The organism is Streptomyces misionensis, assembly GCF_007896895.1.
GTDB lineage: Bacteria > Actinomycetota > Actinomycetes > Streptomycetales > Streptomycetaceae > Streptomyces > Streptomyces misionensis_A.
In genome coordinates this window covers 141417-158839 of the sequence record NZ_VOGW01000187.1, presented here as the reverse complement: position 1 = coordinate 158839, position 17423 = coordinate 141417, and the positions used below count along the sequence as shown (strand labels likewise).

The 17423-nt window shown below is 74.1% G+C and carries 19 protein-coding genes and 1 tRNA gene; 8 read left to right on the top strand and 12 right to left on the bottom strand.

The genetic code is table 11. The features are described from left to right. Nucleotides 1-40: 40 nt before the first annotated feature. The gene (locus FRZ03_RS33315; RefSeq protein WP_146468790.1) at nucleotides 41-1435 is read right to left on the bottom strand and encodes a DNA-binding protein; all 1395 of its coding nucleotides are present in this window, start codon (nucleotides 1433-1435) and stop codon (nucleotides 41-43) included. Between the two features lie 355 nt (nucleotides 1436-1790). Here FRZ03_RS33315 and FRZ03_RS33310 point away from each other — a divergent pair, with 355 nt between their 5' ends. Further along, on the top strand, nucleotides 1791-2462 hold the full coding sequence (locus FRZ03_RS33310) for an adenosylcobinamide amidohydrolase (RefSeq protein ID WP_261399443.1): 672 nt from the start codon (nucleotides 1791-1793) through the stop codon (nucleotides 2460-2462). 89 nt (nucleotides 2463-2551) lie between these two features. Here FRZ03_RS33310 and FRZ03_RS33305 read toward each other — a convergent pair whose 3' ends face one another. Next, the gene (locus FRZ03_RS33305) at nucleotides 2552-4024 is read right to left on the bottom strand and encodes an MFS transporter (RefSeq protein WP_146468788.1); all 1473 of its coding nucleotides are present in this window, start codon (nucleotides 4022-4024) and stop codon (nucleotides 2552-2554) included. A gap of 247 nt (nucleotides 4025-4271) precedes the next feature. Between FRZ03_RS33305 and FRZ03_RS33300 the strand changes: the two genes are divergently transcribed. Continuing rightward, the gene (locus tag FRZ03_RS33300) at nucleotides 4272-5168 is read left to right on the top strand and encodes a helix-turn-helix domain-containing protein (protein WP_146468787.1); all 897 of its coding nucleotides are present in this window, start codon (nucleotides 4272-4274) and stop codon (nucleotides 5166-5168) included. Between the two features lie 101 nt (nucleotides 5169-5269). On the opposite strand, the gene FRZ03_RS33295 is transcribed toward FRZ03_RS33300, so the two are convergent. From FRZ03_RS33295 to FRZ03_RS33275, 4 genes are all read right to left on the bottom strand, one after another. After that, nucleotides 5270-5497: a hypothetical protein gene (locus tag FRZ03_RS33295; RefSeq protein WP_146468786.1), complete on the bottom strand. Its 228-nt coding sequence runs from the start codon at nucleotides 5495-5497 to the stop codon at nucleotides 5270-5272. A 227-nt stretch (nucleotides 5498-5724) separates the two neighbouring features. Further along, nucleotides 5725-6153: a hypothetical protein gene (locus FRZ03_RS39580; RefSeq protein WP_186785761.1), complete on the bottom strand. Its 429-nt coding sequence runs from the start codon at nucleotides 6151-6153 to the stop codon at nucleotides 5725-5727. Between the two features lie 118 nt (nucleotides 6154-6271). Beyond that, entirely contained in the window at nucleotides 6272-7666 is a 1395-nt protein-coding gene (locus tag FRZ03_RS33285; protein ID WP_186785760.1) for an FtsX-like permease family protein, read from the bottom strand. A 492-nt stretch (nucleotides 7667-8158) separates the two neighbouring features. Beyond that, nucleotides 8159-8914: an SDR family NAD(P)-dependent oxidoreductase gene (locus FRZ03_RS33275; RefSeq protein ID WP_146468784.1), complete on the bottom strand. Its 756-nt coding sequence runs from the start codon at nucleotides 8912-8914 to the stop codon at nucleotides 8159-8161. A 126-nt stretch (nucleotides 8915-9040) separates the two neighbouring features. On the opposite strand from FRZ03_RS33275, the gene FRZ03_RS33270 reads away from it, so the two are divergent. Together FRZ03_RS33270 and FRZ03_RS33265 are read left to right on the top strand one after the other, a co-directional pair. After that, nucleotides 9041-9475, top strand: a complete 435-nt coding sequence (locus FRZ03_RS33270; protein ID WP_146468783.1) for an Rrf2 family transcriptional regulator — start codon at nucleotides 9041-9043, stop codon at nucleotides 9473-9475. 69 nt (nucleotides 9476-9544) lie between these two features. After that, nucleotides 9545-10120: a GNAT family N-acetyltransferase gene (locus tag FRZ03_RS33265; RefSeq protein WP_186785759.1), complete on the top strand. Its 576-nt coding sequence runs from the start codon at nucleotides 9545-9547 to the stop codon at nucleotides 10118-10120. Between the two features lie 30 nt (nucleotides 10121-10150). Here FRZ03_RS33265 and FRZ03_RS33260 read toward each other — a convergent pair whose 3' ends face one another. Then, on the bottom strand, nucleotides 10151-10711 hold the full coding sequence (locus FRZ03_RS33260; protein ID WP_146468781.1) for a DinB family protein: 561 nt from the start codon (nucleotides 10709-10711) through the stop codon (nucleotides 10151-10153). A gap of 170 nt (nucleotides 10712-10881) precedes the next feature. Between FRZ03_RS33260 and FRZ03_RS33255 the strand changes: the two genes are divergently transcribed. Further along, nucleotides 10882-11616 (top strand): maleylpyruvate isomerase family mycothiol-dependent enzyme, encoded by a 735-nt coding sequence (locus FRZ03_RS33255; protein WP_222443431.1) that lies wholly within the window; start codon nucleotides 10882-10884, stop codon nucleotides 11614-11616. On the opposite strand, the gene FRZ03_RS33250 is transcribed toward FRZ03_RS33255, so the two are convergent. Together FRZ03_RS33250 and FRZ03_RS33245 are read right to left on the bottom strand one after the other, a co-directional pair. Further along, the gene (locus FRZ03_RS33250; RefSeq protein WP_146468780.1) at nucleotides 11610-12023 is read right to left on the bottom strand and encodes a hypothetical protein; all 414 of its coding nucleotides are present in this window, start codon (nucleotides 12021-12023) and stop codon (nucleotides 11610-11612) included. The two genes, FRZ03_RS33255 and FRZ03_RS33250, sit on opposite strands and share 7 nt — an antisense overlap. A gap of 20 nt (nucleotides 12024-12043) precedes the next feature. Next, entirely contained in the window at nucleotides 12044-12928 is an 885-nt protein-coding gene (locus FRZ03_RS33245) for a helix-turn-helix domain-containing protein (protein ID WP_146468779.1), read from the bottom strand. 142 nt (nucleotides 12929-13070) lie between these two features. Between FRZ03_RS33245 and FRZ03_RS33240 the strand changes: the two genes are divergently transcribed. Then, complete coding sequence (locus FRZ03_RS33240) at nucleotides 13071-13880, top strand: alpha/beta fold hydrolase (RefSeq protein WP_146468778.1); 810 nt, start codon at nucleotides 13071-13073, stop codon at nucleotides 13878-13880. Between the two features lie 244 nt (nucleotides 13881-14124). On the opposite strand, the gene FRZ03_RS39575 is transcribed toward FRZ03_RS33240, so the two are convergent. Then, nucleotides 14125-14219 (bottom strand) — tRNA-OTHER (locus FRZ03_RS39575). 269 nt (nucleotides 14220-14488) lie between these two features. Between FRZ03_RS39575 and FRZ03_RS33235 the strand changes: the two genes are divergently transcribed. Next, nucleotides 14489-15121, top strand: coding sequence for a hypothetical protein (locus tag FRZ03_RS33235; RefSeq protein WP_146468777.1), 633 nt, complete (start codon nucleotides 14489-14491; stop codon nucleotides 15119-15121). Here the strand turns inward: FRZ03_RS33235 and FRZ03_RS33230 are convergent. Continuing rightward, complete coding sequence (locus FRZ03_RS33230) at nucleotides 15097-15984, bottom strand: helix-turn-helix transcriptional regulator (protein WP_146468776.1); 888 nt, start codon at nucleotides 15982-15984, stop codon at nucleotides 15097-15099. The genes FRZ03_RS33235 and FRZ03_RS33230 overlap by 25 nt on opposite strands. A gap of 76 nt (nucleotides 15985-16060) precedes the next feature. Between FRZ03_RS33230 and FRZ03_RS33225 the strand changes: the two genes are divergently transcribed. After that, a complete protein-coding gene (locus FRZ03_RS33225; protein ID WP_146468775.1) occupies nucleotides 16061-16774 on the top strand; it encodes an SDR family oxidoreductase in 714 nt (237 codons plus the stop codon). Between the two features lie 72 nt (nucleotides 16775-16846). On the opposite strand, the gene FRZ03_RS33220 is transcribed toward FRZ03_RS33225, so the two are convergent. Beyond that, nucleotides 16847-17407, bottom strand: coding sequence for a hemerythrin domain-containing protein (locus FRZ03_RS33220; RefSeq protein WP_146468774.1), 561 nt, complete (start codon nucleotides 17405-17407; stop codon nucleotides 16847-16849). Nucleotides 17408-17423 lie beyond the last annotated feature (16 nt).

Genomic DNA, 17423 nt, shown 5'->3' with positions numbered 1-17423 from the left:
CTTCCCTCCTGTGCCGCTCGCCGCCCGGGCCGGCAGGCCCTCAGACGCCCAGCGCGCGGCGTACGGCGGCCGCGTTCCGCCGGGAGACCGGCAGCGTCTCCCGCGCCCGGTCCATGACGAGGGACAGCTCGCCCTTGGACCCGCGCTCGATCTCCCGGACCCGGCCGAGGTTGACGACGTACCGGCGGTGCACCCGGAGGAATCCGGAACCCGCCAGCTCGCCGTCGAGCTTGTCGAGACTCGTGGCGGCGGCCCGCAGCCACCCCTGATCCGTGCGGAGCCACACGTCGTTCCCCCGCGACTCGGCGAAGGAGACCTCCGCGAGGCCCAGCAGCACCATCCGGTTGCCCCGCACGGCGACCAGCCGGCGCGGCGGCCGCGCGGGGTGCGCGGGCACCTGGGCGCGGGGCACCGGCTCCCCGTCGAGGGCGCCGAACGAGACCAGGCTTCCGATCAGGTGCCCGCTGGAGAAGACGGGCCGGATGCTGATGGACGTCGGCTCCGCGCAGGGGTGGCCGGTGATCTGCGTCGAACCCACCCAGCCGGGGTCGTGGGCCGCCTGCCCGGTGGCGTACCGGGAGGCCGCGATGAACTCCGGCAGCCCCGGGTTCCAGCGCAGCGTCGGGTCGACCGCGGGGGTGGACGCCGGAACGCCCAGCAGCGCGCTCGCCAGCTCGTCGGCGATCACCACCTTGCCCGCCGTGTCCACCGCGGCGAGCGGCGCACCGGAGCGGGACCTCGTCCGGGCGTAGGCCGCGACCAGCTCGGCGCCGCTGGCCCGGGCGCGCCGGCGCAGCGGGTACTGGGCCAGGGCGGCCGCGTGCGCCAGCCAGCTCTCCGCGGACGCGGGGAGCCGGCCGCGCCAGCAGCACAGGCCCAGGACCGCGATCGGCTCCCTGTTCACCACGTCCCGCACCGCGATGCCCGCGCAGCACCAGTCGTGGAACGCCCGGCACCAGTGCTCCGGGCCGCGGATCGGCACCGGGCCGTGCGCCTCCAGCGCGGTGCCCATGCCGTTCGTGCCGGCCGCGGACTCGGACCAGCAGAACCAGGGGGCCAGCCGGGAGTCGTACGCCCTGGCGAGGGTGGCCTGGTCACCCCATTCGGCCAGGATCCGGCCGGCGGCGTCGGTGACGGTGACGACGCCGCCGACGCCGCCCACCTCGTGCGCCACCGTGGCGGCACGGAACCCCAGCTCGGTGAAGACGACGTCGTGCTCGGGCGGATGACCGGCCTCCGCGACGGCCACCGGCGCCTCGGTGAGGTGCGGATCGACCCGGTACTGCTCCCGGCAGCGGTGCCAGGAGATCGCCACCAGGGGCCGGACCCCCAGGACCTGGTCGTCGCCCTGGACGAACCGCTCCCACGCCGCCAGCACGCTTCCGTCGCCCAGGTCCGCCGAGACCGGCTCGGCGAGCCGCGTTCCATCCCTCATGGTTCAGAACCACCCTCGGTCCATCCCCAACGCCCGCGCCATGCGCGCGGTCCGCACCGCCCGCCGCTCCTCGCGGCCGGGCCTGAAGCGGGCTGGGCGCTGTCGCGCGCGTCCTCGTGCTTCGCCACCAACCTGCGTTCCCACCCTAATGACCGCCGCCGAGCGGCGCACGCCCCCGCCGACAATGACCGCCGCCGAGCGGCGCACGCCCCCGCCGACCGGTGACCGGCTGTATCCGCTCCGAACGGCCGCCCGGCCACGCGGTGCGCCGTCGAGGGGTCCGGCTCCCGCGCCGGCCCGCCGCCGCGCCCCGCGTACGATCATCCAGATCATCTTCCCGGAGGAGCCCAGCTCAGTGACCGTTCTCCCGCCGCCCCGCGCCACCACCGGCGTGCTCCCGGTGCGCCTGCTGACCCGCGTCGAGTGCGGCGAGGAACTGCCGGCCCTGGTGTGGCGGGCGGGCGCCGGCTGGCGGATGATCAGCAGCGCGGTGCTCGGCGGCGGCATCGGGGAACGGACCTGGGTCCTCAACGCCCAGGTCTCGCACGGTTACCGCAGGACCGACCCCGAGGCCCACCTCGCCGGCCTCGCCCACGACGCCGGGATGCGGGGGCCGGGCGTCGGCCTGATGACCGCCGCCGACGTGCGACGGTACGGCCACGCGCACGACGGCGGAGTCGAAGCCGTGGCCACCGCGGGGCTCGGGGTGCGCGGCTGGGCCGCCGCTCCCGCGCCGGGCAGTGCCGCGCCGCCCGAGCCCGGCACGATCAACATCGTCGTCGCCGTCCCCGCCCCGCTGACCGACGCCGCCCTGGTCAACGCCGTGAGCACCGCCACCGAGGCCAAGGTCCAGGCACTGCTCGACGCCGGCCACGACTGCTCCGGCACCCCCACCGACGCGATCTGCGTGGCCGCGCGCACCCCTCGCCCCGGCGACCAGCCCGACTCCTTCGCCGGCCCCCGCTCGCTCTGGGGCGCCCGCCTGGCCCGCGCCGTCCACTGCGCCGTGCGGGCCGCGGCGGGGTGAGCGCTCCTCGGCGGGGTCACGGGTCCGTGGAGGGGCCACCGCACGGGACCGCCCCCCTGGCCACGGTGAGCCGGGCGGCCGGGCGGGCGTCAGCCGCGTGGCAGGAAGAGCCGGGACAGCGCGGCCGTGGCGAGCAGAAGGGCGGCGACGACGAGGAGTCCGAGCCGCATCCCCGGAAGGGAGAAGGTGCCGTCGGAGGCGGACAGCAGGCTGCCGAAGAGGGCCACCGCCAGCGCACCGCCCAGCTGGCGCAGGGAGTTGAGCAGCCCCGACACCGTCCCCGCACGCTCCGCCGGCACCGCGTCGATCAGCAGCGCGGTCAGCGCGGGCACCGCGAGCGCCCCGCCCACACTCAGCGGCACCAGCAGGACCAGCACCAGCCAGACCGGGGTGTGCGCCGCCAGCGGCAGCATGGCCAGCATGGCGGCGGTGAAGACCAGCTGGCCGGTGACGATCACCGGCCGCCGCCCGATCCGCTCCGCGAGGCGCGGCGAGAGAAGGTTGGTCGCCGTCACCACCGCCGACAGCGGCACGAACATCAGCCCCGCGGCCACCGCCGTCATCCCGCGCAACTGCTGGTAGTACAGCCCGAGCAGGAAGATCCCGCCGTAGAAGGCGGCGTTGACGGCGAACCCGACCGCGAGCGGAACCGACACCTGACGGTCGGCCAGCACAGCGGGCGGGATCATCGGCTGACGGTGCCGGGACTCCACGACGCCGAAGACGGCCCCGCAGACGACGGCGAGGACCGCCGAGGCCAGCACGAGGGGGTCGGTCCAGCCCAGGTGGCCGCCCTCGATCACCGAGACCGCCAGCCCGGCCAGGGCCAGTACGGCGGTGAGCTGGCCCAGGGCGTCCAGCGCGGCCGGCCGCCGCGGTGAGCGTGGCACGCGCACCAGCAGAGCGAGGATCACCGCGCCCACCGGGAGGTTGAGCAGGAAGACCGCCCGCCACCCGGCCCACTCGGTGAGCAGCCCGCCCAGCACCGGACCCGCGGCCATCGCCAACGAGCCGCCGACCGTCCACAGCGCGATGGCCCGGGCACGCCCCCTGCTGTCCTCATGGGTCTGCCGGATCAGCGCCAGCGAGGCCGGCATCACGACCGCGGCGGCCCCGCCCTGCGCGACCCGCGCGGCGACCAGCACACCCATGCCGGGCGCCAGCGCGCAGCCGAGGGACGCCAGGGTGAACAGGGCCACGCCCCAGGCGTAGGCGCGACGGGCGCCCGCCCGGTCGGCGATGGCACCGGCGGAGAGCATCAGGGCGGCGAACATCAGGGTGTAGGCGTCCACCACCCACTGGAGCCCGGCCATCCCGCCGCTGAGCGACCCGCGGATCGCGGGCAGCGCGATGTTCACCGCCGACACGTCGATGGTGATCACGCTGAACCCGAGGAGCGAGGCGACCAGCGCCACCCCCGCCCGCCGGTCCGCGACGGCGGCCGGGCCGGACGGCGTGGCCGGCCGGGCCCGCTCCCGTCCGTGCCGCCCTGGCGTCGGCTCCCGGGTCCCGGGCGCGCACCCGGGGGCGGCGGACGGTGGTGCGGACGGGGTGCCGGGCATGGTGGCCTCCTGGACCGGTCTGGCGGGATCGACGGTGTCCGTCGGGGACGGGCGGGCGGCCACAGGACAGTCGGGACCGCGGACCGGTGTCGTGCACCCCCTGGGTCCCGGCGGCCGGGCCGCCCGCTCCGGGTCAACTGTGCGCCCGCGCGCGGTCGCCCGGCAGACCGCGCCGTACCCGGGGTGCCGCGTTCCTGGCCCTGACACGGCCCCCCAACCCCCTTGCGCTGCTGACACAATCGACCGAATGGGAGCAGCAACCGACGCGCGCGGAACCGAACTCGGCCGATACCTGAAGGCACGCAGGGCGCAGGTGCGCCCGGAGGACGTGGGCCTCCCGGCCGGCGCCGGCCTGCGCCGCACCCCGGGACTGCGCCGCGAGGAACTGGCGGCGGTCGCCGGGGTGAGCGTGGACTACTACATCCGCCTCGAACGCGGCCGGGAGACCAACCCCTCGCCCGCCGTCGTGGACGCCCTCGGCCGCGCCCTGCGTCTGCGCGGGGACGCCTACGAACGCCTGCACGAACTCGCGGAGTTGGCCTCCGGCCGGGCCGCCGAACTGCCGGCCTGCTCCGACCACACGGTCCGCGACTCGGTGCTGCGCATGCTGGAATCGGTACGGCCGCTGCCCGCCTACGTGGTGAGCCGCTTCAACCGGGTACTGGCGGCGAACCCGCCGGGCCGGCGGCTGCTGCCCGGGCTCTGGGACTGGCCGGAGAACCAGCGCAACCTGACCCGCTACCTCTTTCTCCACCCGGTGGGGCGGACGCTCTACGAGCCCTGGGGGGAGACGGTCGCACTCTCGGTGGCGCATCTGCGGGCGGTCGCCGGCGCCGGTCCCGACGACCCCGAACTCACGGCGCTCGTCGGCGAACTGGTCCTGAAGTCACCGGAGTTCGCCCGGCTGTGGGAGCGGTACGACGTGTGCGAGCGCGGCGGCGGCCAAAAGTGCTTCCGGCACCCGCAGGTCGGGGCGATGACCCTGACGTACGAGGTGATGCGGCTGGCCCGGACCGGCGGCCAGCGCATGGTGGTCTATCAGGCGGCTCCGGGCTCCGCCGACGAGGAGGCCATGTTCCGCCTGGACGCCGTCGACGCCGGGTGCGAACAGGCGTCCGCCCCGCTGCTGAGCCTGAACGGCTGACGGGCCGGCGACGCGCCCCCGGACGGCGGGTACGGCGTCCGGCCCCGCACAGGGCGTGGCGCCGGGACTGTCGTCCCGGCGCCCGGTGCGGCTGCCGCCGGTCACTTCTTGTGGCAGCTCCACTTGCCGTTGACCTTCTTGAGGTGCTCGCCCTTGGGGCACTTCTTGTGGGTCGGCTTCGGGTGGGGGGTCGATGCGTGCTTGGCGGTGGTCGTGTGGGTGGTCACCGGCATCGCCAGGGCCGTCCCTGTCGAGGCCACCGCTGCTCCGCTGGCGAGAGTGCCCGCGGCGACGCTGGCGACCAGCGCACGTACGATCTTGCTCCGCATGATCGGCACCTTTCCGTAGTCGGCGTCAGTACCTCTTCTCGATTCTTGGGTGCGGTCCGCGCGGCGCGCATCTCGATCACCGGCCTGAAGAAAGGTTCGAACGGTGAACTGTCATGTGATTCCCGGGCAGTGTCCACCTGCGTGGATTCTGCACGCAGTTCCGGAAACCGCGGCCGACGCGGTCCTGGGGAGGCGGCGGGAGGGGGAGTTGACCCGGACCCCGACGCCTATCGATCCTTGCCGTGGCGCGTCCAGTGCGCCCAGCGCTGATGGCGACGGGACGGCGGACCCTGCTCGGGAGCCGGTTCCGCGTCCCGCGGCGGGGCGGCGGGCGGCGCGGGCTCGGCCGGCGGCGGCCCCTCGGCGGGCGGATGCAGTCCCTCGGTGGAGTACTCGGTGCCGGCGATGGTGTCGATGATCTGCTCGTCGCCGAAGTCCTCCGATCCGGGCACATGGGGCACGAAGCCGATGAGCACACCGTCGCTGACCACCTCCGCGTCCAGCCCCGACACGCCGTCGGTGTCCCACAGCGCCTCGATGTCGTAGTCCAGGACGACCCTGATCCCGAACTCGTACACCCCTGCTTCGACGAGATGGGCCATGACTCCGCGTTCCCGCAACGCGGCCACCACGCGCCGGGCGCGATCCTCGTCCATGTCGGCAGCCTCCCTCCGGGGCCGTGGTGCCGGGCTCGTGCGCTGCCCGACACCACCATTAACCCTCCTTGCGCGCCGCGGCGGGAGTCGCGCGGAGCCGGGCCCGGCGGATCGCCGGCTACTCGGTTCGCAGCCCCTCGGCGCGCACCAGCCGCAGCAGAGCCGGGACGCCGAGGGCGGCCACCAGCAGCGTGAGCGAGACTCCGATGCCGCCGACGACGACCAGGCTCGCCCAGTCCGCACGCACCGGACCACCGCTCATGCGCTGGAGCGCCGACCCGAGAGCGAGTCCGGTGGCCGTGGCCGGGAGCAGACCGACGGCCACCGGCAGCGCCGTCTGCCAGAGCACGAACAGGCCGAGGGCGCGCCGGGGTGCGCCCAGGGCACCGAGGAACGCCAGGAGCCGTCCGCGGTCCTGCATCCGCTCCAGCAGGGAGACGAGCAGCCCGGCTCCGATCAGCGCGGACACCAGGGCGGCGCCGATGAACAGCGCGGTGCGGATGGAGGCGTAACGCGCCGACTCCCGGGTGGCGACCATGGTGACCGCGTCCGTCAGCGGGCCGAGGGCCGCCGCCGCGGTGCGGACCTCGTCACGGGCGTCGGGTACGGCCTCGTCGAGCCGGACGTAGACGGTGCCCTGGAGGGCGGCGGAGGCCGCGCCGGGCAGGGCGCCGGGGGTGGCGAGGATGCCGCCGTGCAGCGAGCCGGCGGGGTCGGGCCGGGCCGACGCCGGCTTCGCACTCCCGGCCGGCATCCGGAAGGGGATCTGGAGTCCGGTGTAGCTGCCGTAGGAGGAGTCGATGTACAGCGTTCCCGCGCGGCCCAGCGTCGTGGCGGCGGATTCGGCGGAGGGGGCCGGTGCGGCGAAGACGTCGCCGTCGCGGCAGGAGTCCAGCCGGGCCACCTCGCGCAGGGCTGCGCACGTGCCCACGGTCAGCTCCGCGCTGACGCGGGGGTCCTTCGCCAAGTCGCCGACGGCGGCGCTGTAGAGGGCGTCGGTCCCCCGTACGCCCCGGACGTGGGCGAGCCGCGCGCTGCCCTCGGACAGGGAGGTGCCGGGCGGCAGCATGACGACCATCTGGGCACGCGAGAGGTCGTTGCCGGTGGTCTCGACGTAATCGCCGTCCACGGCGGCGAAGAGCATCTGCAACGCGATGGCCCCGGCCACCGCGACCGTGATGCCCGCGGCCCCGCGCCCGGCCGAGTCGCTGCCCGACTGGAGCCGCCGTACGGCCAGGTGCCAGGAGACGGGGCCGGCGCCCAGCCGCCCGACGACCCGGTCGAGGGCCCACGGCAGCAGCGCGGTGACCCCGAGGAGGACGAGCACGCTCGCGGTGACGACGTACGGCTTGTGGAAGCTCTGCCCGGTGCCGCGAGCCGACTCGGGCAGCAGCAGGGCGAATCCGGCGGCGGGCGGCAGCAGCCGCCACCACAGCCGGCGGCCGGCCGGCGCGTACGACGCCGAGCGGTTCGACGATGACCCGGCGCAGGGCGAGCAGCGTGCTCTTGTCAAGTCGAGCGTGTCGAGGAGCCTTGGGCGAAGCGGGCCGGCGTCCCCGGCGGGGTGACGCCGTGCCCGTCGACGACAAAGGTCGGTCCCGCACCTCACCTTGGGCTCCTGCATGCGGCGCGGGGCCGACCGCCTTGGTTGCCGCAGGCGGTCAGCCCGATGACCTCACCTGGGCCAGGGATGATGCTTCCCCCTGATCGTGGACGCCTTGAGACTGGGAGTTGGGCGCGGCGACGGTGTCGCCGATCTCCTGCGGTTCGCCTACGCGGCCGAGCGCGGTCTGTGCGCCCATTCCGAGGGGCAGCGGCTGGCGAGCGGGGATGCGTGGTCTCACTGACCGCCTACAGCCACTGACCTCGAAATCGGTCAGCTATGCGGGGTCTTCCGCGGTTCACGCTGCGGGCCCCGGACGGCCCGCGCCCCCCCACGAGGGGCGCGGCACCCCTTGCCGTCGCCGGCCGGCGCTTGCCCGCGGCGGGCGGCAGGGATTTTGGTTCAGGCGTTGTAGCCGCCGTGGGCGTCCAGTACCGCGCCCGTGATGTACGACGCGGCGGGGCTCGCCAGGAAGGCGATGGCCGCGGCGATCTCCTCGGGGCGGCCCACACGTTGCAGGGACAGCGAGCCGATCAGGGCCTTGAGGGTCTCGGGGTCCGGCCCTTCCATGCCGCCCTCCATCAGTCCGGCCTCCACGACGTTGGCCGTGATGTTCCGGGGCCCGAGGTCCCGTGCGACCCCCATGGTGTACCTCTCGATCCCCGACTTGGTCGCCGAGTAGTCGGCGAGGCCCGGGGCGCCGACCCGGGAGCCCAGTCCGGAACTCACCGTGATGATGCGGCCGCCCGCGCGCAGCACTCGGGAGGCGGCCCGGATGACGGCGATCACGCCGAGATAGTTGGTGGCGTGCATCCGGTCCAGCGCGGCGGTGTCGGCGTCCGGGTCGTCCACCCTGCGGCCCTGCTCCACCGAGATCGCGGCGTTGTTGACGAGGATGTCCAGGCCGCCGAAGTGCGCGACCACGTCGTCGATCAGCGCCGGCGCTTGACTCGTGTCCGCCTGGTCGGACCTGAAGGCGACGGCCTTCGCTCCCTTGCCGCGCACCTCGTCGACGACGGCCTGCGCCTGCTTCTCGGAGCTGACGTAGGTGAAGGCGACGTCAGCGCCCTGTTCGGCCAGCAGTCGCACGGTCGCGGCGCCCAGTCCACGCGACCCTCCGGTGACCAGGGCGACCTTGCCCGTCAGTGGCTTGCTCATTCTTCCCACCTCGTTGATTGACCCTTTCCGGCAGTCGCAACGTTAATTGTTACGACTGACTGTTGCAACCTTAGCTGTTACGACTAGGCCGTCGTAACATGAAGCGTTGCGGCCGAGAGGAGGGTCATGAGCGCCAACAGCAGGCTGACCATCGCCGCCCACGCGCTGGCCTGGATCGGCCTCTACCAGCGCCAGGGCCACGAGGTCGCCACCTCCGAGCAGATCGCGGCCAGCGCGAACACCAACCCCGTGGTGATCAGACGGCTGCTCGGCGAGTTGCGCAGGGCCGGGCTCGTGGAGTCCCGGCGAGGCGTCGGCGCGGGCTGGTCACTGGCGCGCGAGCTGGAGTCGATGACCCTCCTCGACGTGTACGAGGCGGTGGAACCCGGCCCCTTGTTCGCGATGCACCGCGCCACCCCGGACCAGGGATGCGTGGTGGGCCACGGCATCCAGCCGGCGATGCAGGGCATCTACGAGGGCATCGAGCGGACCTTGAGGCACGAGCTGGCCCGCGTCACGCTCGCGGACGTCCTCCGGGACGTCCTCGCGGCACCTCGGTAGGCGGGAAACCCGTTGCGGGCGAGCCGCATCGGATGTCTGATGGATCACCCACCGATCAGCGGAGGGAACATGAGCGGGCCGCTGCCCACCCCCTCGTTGCACACCACTCGCCTTCGGCTGCGCGCCTTCGACGACACGGATGCGAACGACCTCTTCGCACTGCACAGCAGCGCCCACGTGCTGCGCTACTGGGACGCGCCCCCGTGGAGCGAACGCGTGCGCGCCGAGAATTTCATCACGGCTTGCCGGCGGATGGCACAGGAGGGCACCGGAGCGCGGCTGGCCGTGGATCGCTCCTCCGACGGGGCGTTCATCGGCTGGTGCAGCCTGACCAGGTGGAATCCGGACTACCGCAGCGCGTCGCTCGGCTACTGCTTCGACGACGCGGCGTGGGGCCACGGCTACGCGACCGAGGCCGCGCGCGCCCTGCTGCGGTGGGCGTTCGACACGCTGGACCTGAATCGCGTCCAGGCCGAGACCGATACCCGCAACCTGGCTTCCGCCCGTGTGCTGGAGAAGCTCGGCTTCGTGCGTGAAGGGACCTTGCGGGAAGACTGCGTGGTCGACGGCGAGGTCTCCGACTCGTGGGTCTACGGGCTGATCAGACGGGAGTGGCCGTCGTCGGCGCCGGTTCCCGCCCGCTGAGGCGGCCCGCGCCTGCACATCGGCGAAAACTCACTGCCCCACCCGTCCGTCGATGCACTCACGCAGCAGGTCGGCGTGACCGCAGTGACGGGCGTACTCCTCGACCCGGTGCACCAGCAGTTCCCGGACGGTGATCCGGTCCCTCCCCAGACGTTCACCGAGATCCGCGTGCGCGGCCAACGCGGCGTCCGTGGCCGCCTGTTCGCGCGCCAGGTCGGCGAACGCGGCGTCGACCGCGGCCTGTTCGGCGACGGCTCCGTCGAAGTCCGCGTCACGCCTGCCGTACAGCTTCGGGAGCGGTTCGTCGTCGCTGATCCAGTTGCGCCAGTTCCTCTCCACCTCGGCGAGGTGCCGGACCAGGCCGAGCAGCGACATCGTCGACGGCGGAACCGACCGCCGCGCCAACTGCTCCGGGTCCAGGCCCTCGCACTTCATCCGCAAGGTGATGCGGTAGTCGGCCAGATAGCCGTCCAGCGTCGCGAGTTCGCCTTCCGGGCCCGGCCCTGAGCTGTCCCGAGGGTCGTCGTCCGGGTCGACCCACATGTCGGGAAAGACGGTTGCCTGGCTCCAGCGCGCGGGTTCGTCGGTCATGGTGCTCATGCTCGCCCGCGACGGCCCGGGTCCGCCAGCCGATTTCCCCGGGCCGAGGGGGGTGTTCGAAGCGGCCGCCGCGGTCCTCGACCGCTCGCGCACGCGTGATCCGTGCCCCGGCGCGAAGGCGTATCGTCGGGGCAGGGCGAGCGGGCGTGGGAGGCGACAGCGTGACGACCGGCCGTACGGACTTCGACCCCGCGGCGGTCCTGGCGCGGATCACCGCCGCGACCGACCACCTCCTGCGCACGGCGTCCCGGTTCACCGACGCCGACGTACGCGCGCCGTCGCTGCTGCCCGACTGGTCGCGCGGGCACGTGCTGACACACCTGGCCCGCAACGCCGACGGCGGCCGGCACCTGCTGACCTGGGCCCGGACCGGCACCGAGACACCGGAGTACCCGAGCCTGGCCGCACGTGCCGAGCAGATCGAGAGCGGAGCGGGCCGCGGCGCCGCGGGGCTCCTCGCCGACCTGAGGGAGAGCGCCACCGCGTTCGAGGCCGAGTACCGGCGGATGCCGCCCGAGGCCTGGCACCGGATCGTCCGCTGGACCCGCGGACAGGAACGCCCCGCCGCCCGCGCCGCCGAATCCCGCCTGTGCGAGGTCCTGGTCCACCACGCCGATCTCGACGCCGGGTACACACCCGCCGACTGGCCGGCGGACTTCGTCCGTACGATGCTCGGCCGGGTCGTCGCCTCCTTCGGCGCCCGCGCCGACGCCCCCGCCCTGCGGCTGCGCGCCACCGACACCGGCACCGGCTACGTCATCGGCACCGAGCGGACGGCACCCGCCGTCCACGGGCCGCAAAGCTCCCTGCTGGCCTGGCTGATGGGCCGTTCCCCGGGCGCCGACCTGGCCGTGCACGGCGCCCGGACCCTGCCCGAGCCGCCCTTCCTCTACTGATCCCCGACCGGGCCGGAAGACCCCGGCGCACCGGACCGGGTGGCACGGAACCGGCGGAGCAGCTCGCGGGCGGGGGCGCTGTCCGCGTCGAAGCCGTGGATGCCCTCCTGCCCGGCCGGTACGGCGGGACCCCACAGCCGTACCCCGTGGCATTCGAAGCAGAAGGCCAGCCGAAAGAGCGGGCCGTCGGTGCCGTGCACGCGGACGCCCCAGCCGGGGTTGAAACAGCGGTGCAGGTCGCCGTCCGGCAGGTCGGCGATCAGAGCCAGGGCCCGCACGGCCTCCGCCCCCTCCCAGACACCGGTTTCCTCGCCGCTGACGTCCTCGGCGCGGTAATGCCGCAGCGGATCGAGGATGCGGACGATCTCTATCAGCTCGGCCTGCTCGGAAGGGATCGGGAGTGGCACGGGGGGCTCCGTCGGTCGGGTCAGGTGGGGTGCACGCCGGTCGCGGCGTACGTCGTGCGCCAGATCGTAGGAGGTGTGCCGGTCTGCCGGCGGAAGAAGGTGGTGAAGTTCGCCAGGTCCCGGAATCCGAGGCGGCGGGCGCAGGTGCCGACCGGCAGGCCGGTGTGGGCGAGGAGACGGCGGGCTTCCAGCAGGACGCGTTGGTCGAGGAACGTCTTGGCGCCCGTGCCGGTGGCGGCACGGGTCGCCCGGGTGAGGGTGCGGACGTCGTACCCCAGCGCCCGCGCGTAGTCGCTCACCTGGTGCCAGTGGGCGAAGTGCTCTTCGACGGCTGCCCGGTAGGCGCGGAACACCTCGGTGTGGCGGTCTTCGGACGGCGTCGGGCGGGGTGACGCGGGGGCGTCGGGGAGCGTGCGCAGGATCAGCGCCGCCAGCAGGTGGGAGAGCAGCGCGGGGGACGCCAGCCGTGGTGTGCGCGCGGCCGCGCCGTGCTCACGCCCGAGGTGTTCGGCCGCGAGGAGGGCGAGCGGCAGGCGCGGCCCGTCCAGTTCCCAGCACACCGGTGCCGTGACCTCCGCCGAGGTGAAGCCCGGCAGGAAGCCGGGCCGGAAGAGGATCAGCGGGCCCTCGCAGGCGTCGACGTCGCTCCAGCGGTGCACCATGCCGGGCCGGATCCATACGACGCTGCCCTCGGCCAGCGGATAGGCGCGGAAGTCGGCCTCGTGCGCGCCGGTTCCGGAACCGACCAGTGCGAAGACGTGGAAGTCGGGACGCTGTGGCCGGACGCGCCGCCGGTACGGGTCCATGGCACGCAGCCCGGCGAAGTCGAGGACCTCCACCCCGTACGCGGACCCGACCGCGGGCAGGTAGCGCAGCTGCCGTACGGCACTGTGTCCGTTTTCCACAAGAACCGGGTTCCTTTCGACGACCGCGCGGACGGCCCGCCGCCTACGGTCAAGGGCGGGCCTGAAACGCAGGCCAGACTACCGGTGCGTGGTGGCGGCGGGACGGCGGAAGCCGCTCCCCGCGGCTGCCGGGAAGGGCACGATGATGACGGAAACCACAAGGACGATTGCTGTCGCGGGAGGGAACCTCGACGTGCGAACGGCGGGCCATGCCGGGCCGGCCCTGGTGTTCGTCCACTACTGGGGCGGCTCCGCGAACACCTGGGACCGCGTGCTGGACCACCTGCCGCCCGCGCGGGCGACGGTGCGTTTCGACCAGCGCGGCTGGGGACGTTCGCGCGTGCTGCCCGGCCCCTTCGACCTCGACCGGCTCGCCGACGACCTCGGCCGGGTGGCCGAGACTGTGTCCGGGCCGTTCGTCCTCGTCGGCCACTCCATGGGCGGCAAGGTGAGCCAGCTCCTCGCCGCCCGCCGGCCGGCCGGACTCGCCGGTCTGCTGCTCGTCGCCCCCGCGCCGCCGCGGCCGCCCGCCACGGTGACCGAGGAGTACCGGCAGGGCCTGTCGCACGCCTACGACTCGCCCGAGACGGTGCGCCACGCCCTCGACCACGTCCTCACCGCCGCACCGCTGACCGAGCCGGCGCGGACCACGGCGCTGCGCGACAGCCTCGCCGCGGCCCCCGGTGCCGCGCGCGAGTGGCCCCTCCACGGCATCGCACGGGACGTCACGGACGCCGCCCGGCGGATCGACGTACCGGTGGCGGTGCTGGCCGGCGAGCACGACGTGGTGGAACCGCCGCGGGTCCTGCGCGACCACCTCCTGCCCCACATCCCGCACGCCTCCCTGACCACCGTTCCCGGCAGCGGCCACTTGCTCCCCGTCGAAGCCCCCGCGGCCGTCGCGAAGGCCGCCGCGGACTTCCTCGCGTTCCTCGGCGAGGCGGGCAGGTAGGAAGCGTCTCGCGATGTGGGCGAGGAGCCGGCCTGACATCGACCGTCGGGAGACCGGCGGCTACGCCGTGACCTGCGGCGACCGAACGACCTTCAGGAGTCCGCGCCACTCTTCGACGGCCGGCGGCCGTCCGGTTCCACCCGGACGGGCGGCACCGACCCCCGGGTCCCGCGGCGGCGTCCCGCGGCGGCGCACGGTGGCGACGCGTCGCCACGGTGCGCAGGTCCCGCGCATGACGGATCTGCGGAGAGGGCAGGATTCGAACCTGCGTGGACCCTTGCGGATCCGACCCCGAGGCGTGCTCGCCGGTCCCCGATCAACCACTCCGGGCACCTCTCCTCGCTCCGGGCTCCGGGGCGGTGCCCTGGAGCCGTTCACGGGGAAGAGACTGCCAGGCGGCGCTGACACGGCGCTGACGGGCCCGGCGTCGTGTCCCGCCCGGGCCTCTGCTCGCGCTCGGCCGCGGCCCGTTCGGTCCGCGCATCGGGCCCGTCTGTCACAGGAATGTCTCAGCGCCGGATGCCGCGCAACCGGGGACGCGACGGCTCTGTCTGGATAGTCGCAAGGCCCGCTCACCAGGAGCGGGACCCGTCCCAAGGGGGAATCTGATGCGCGTTCGCAAGGTCTCGATGCTCGCTGTCGCCGGTGTGGCCGTCGGTCTGTCGCTCACGGCGTGCAGCGGCAGCGGCTCGGACAGCGCCTCGTCCTCCTCCGGCCCGTCCGCCACCGCCAGTTCCTCGGCCGGCTCCGCGAGCAGCGCCCAGCCCGGCTCCTCGGCCGGCAAGTCCGGTGAAGGCTCGGCCAAGTCCGGCGCGGGCTCGGCCAGGACCACGGGCTCGGGCACCGCGAAGAAGTCCGGCGTCAGCTGCACCAACCAGATCGATTACGCCGGCGACCCGCGGTCCAACGCGGAGATCAACAGCATCGGCGAGCAGACGGGTCACTGCCCGGCGCCGGAGAAGGGTAGCAAGCCGGCCGGCACGCCGAAGAAGCCCGGGGTGAGCTGCACCAACCAGATCGACTACGCGGGCGACCCCCGGTCCAACGCCGAGATCAACTCGGTTGGCGAGCAGACGGGTTACTGCCCCACGCCGGAGAAGGGCAGCAAGCCGGCCGGCACGCCGAAGAAGCCCGGGGTGAGCTGCACCAACCAGATCGACTACGCCGGTGACCCGCGGTCCAACGCCGAGATCAACAGCATCGGCGACCAGACCGGCTACTGCCCGCCGGTCCGGAACTGAGCGACCCCGGCCGGGACCGACGGCCGCCCGGACGGCGATCCGAGCGGACCCTGGGCCGTCGCCGCCAGCCCGCGCAGGGCCCTGGCCGAGGGGGTCCCGGGATCGGCCGTGATCAGGACGACCTCCTGGTCGTCCTCGGGGACGAGGAGAACGTCGCAGTTCAGCCGGAGACCGCCGGCCGTCGGGTGGGCGAGCGTCTTGACGCGGTGCCCGGGGGCGTGGACCGGCCGGGTCTCCCAGAGCAGGCGGAACTCCTCGCTCCCGGCGCGCAGTTCGGCCAGCAGGGCGGCGAGCCCGGCATCGTGCGGATAACGGTCGGCGGCCCGGCGCAGCCGCGCCACCACGATGGCCCCGAACTCCTCGGCGCCGGAGCTCTCGTACATCCGTCCTTCGCCGAGGAACCGGCGCCGGGCCAGGTTCGTCGTCCCCTGTCCGAGGTCACCGCCCAGCAGGGCCTGGGCCAGTGGGTTCCAGGCGACGATGCCGTAGGTCGCGTCGGTGACGATCGCACCGGTCTCCGGCAGGCGCCGCAGCATCCCGGCCACGTGCGGGCGCACCCGCCGGACGGCGCCGGTGGCGGGCGGCGGCGCACTCGTGCCGGCCAGGCGGAACAGATGGCTGCGCTCGGCCGGTGTCAGGCAAAGCGCCCCGGCCAGCGCGTCCAGGACACGGGGCGACGGCCGGGGGCCACGGGCCTGCTCCAGGCGCACGTAGTAGTCGACGGACATGTGGGCCAGTTCGGCCACCTCTTCGCGGCGCAGGCCCGGAGTGCGGCGCGGGACGCCCGTGGGCAGGCCCAGTTCGCGCGGACGCAGGGCCGCGCGCCGCTCCCGCAGGAAGCGGGCCAGTTCCTGCCGCGCCATGCCGCCTCGCCTCTTCCCGTTGCCTGGTACAGGTGATCCCTGGCAGGGGCGTCGGCGCCAGGGGACCGTGGCTGTCATGAACGATCGCACAGCACTGGTCACCGGTGCCAACAAGGGTATTGGCAAGCACATCGCCCGCCTGCTCGTGGCGGAGGGGTTCGTCGTGCACGTGGGCTCCCGCGACGCCGGGCGCGGGCGGCGGGCCGCCGAGGAGATCGGCGGCGCCGCGCGTCCGCTGGTCCTCGACGTGACGGACCCCGACAGCGTCGCGGCCGCGGCGGCGACGCTGGACCGCCTCGACGTCCTGGTCAACAACGCGGGCGTCCTGCCCTCGCTCGCCCCGCCCACCGAGACCACCATGGACGACTTCCGGCGCGCGTACGAGACCAACGTGTTCGCGGTCGCCGCGGTCACCAACGCCTTCCTGCCCGCCCTGCGCCGCTCCCCGCACCCCCGGATCGTCAACATCTCCAGCGGCACCGGATCACTGACCTGGAGCACGCACCCGAACCCCCAGTTCACCCCCGGCAGCGGCGGCTCGGCCGCGTACCGGTCGTCGAAGGCCGCGCTCAACGCCCTCACCGTCCTGTACGCCCAGACGCTGGCCGATGACGGCGTCAAGGTCAACGCGCTCGCCCCCGGCCGCCGCGCCACCGACCTCAGCCACCGGGCGGCCTCGGGCGGCGATCCGGCGGAGGCCGCCCAGGGCGCCGTACGGCTGGCCCTCCTGCCGGACGACGGTCCGAGCGGGGCGTTCTTCTCCTGGGACGGAACCCCCGTGCCCTGGTGACCGAGGACGACGTCCCCCGAGCGCTCCCGCGGGCCGGCGACCCGCGACGGCACGGGAACCCCGGCTCCCGCCTCAGGGCCGGCCGCGGCGCGTGACGAGATCGCGCAGGCGGTCCCAGGGGCCCCACACCTGCGCGGTGGCCCTCGTCAGCGGAGCCGAGCCGGGCGCGCCCGGCCGGGGGCGGGTCGGCGCGGACGCCTCGGCCCTGCGGGCCTTGTCGCCGAGATCCCGCAGGACATCGGCGGGACACAGGGCCTGGAGGCGCGGCAGCAGGAGCTGTTCCTCCTCGACGACGTGTTCCGTGACCCGGGTCAGCAGGGACAGCAGCAGATGACCGAACCGCTCGCTGTCCGCCTCCAGGGATTCCAGGGACGTCAGCAACTCCTCGATCCGGCGCTGCCCGCCGATCCGCCGCTCCGCCCGGGCACCGCCGTCGGGCAGATACCGGCGCAGGGCCGGGTACAGGCATTCCCGCTCCACCGTGAAGTGGCGGACCAGGCGGATGCTCACCTGCTCGACCAGCGCCCCGCGTTCGTCGCCGCCGGGCGACGAGGAACGGATACGGTCGAACAGACGCTGGATCTCGCGGTGGTCCGCCGTCAGTACCTCGATGATGCCGCTCCGACTGCCCACTGCCGCTCCCTCGACC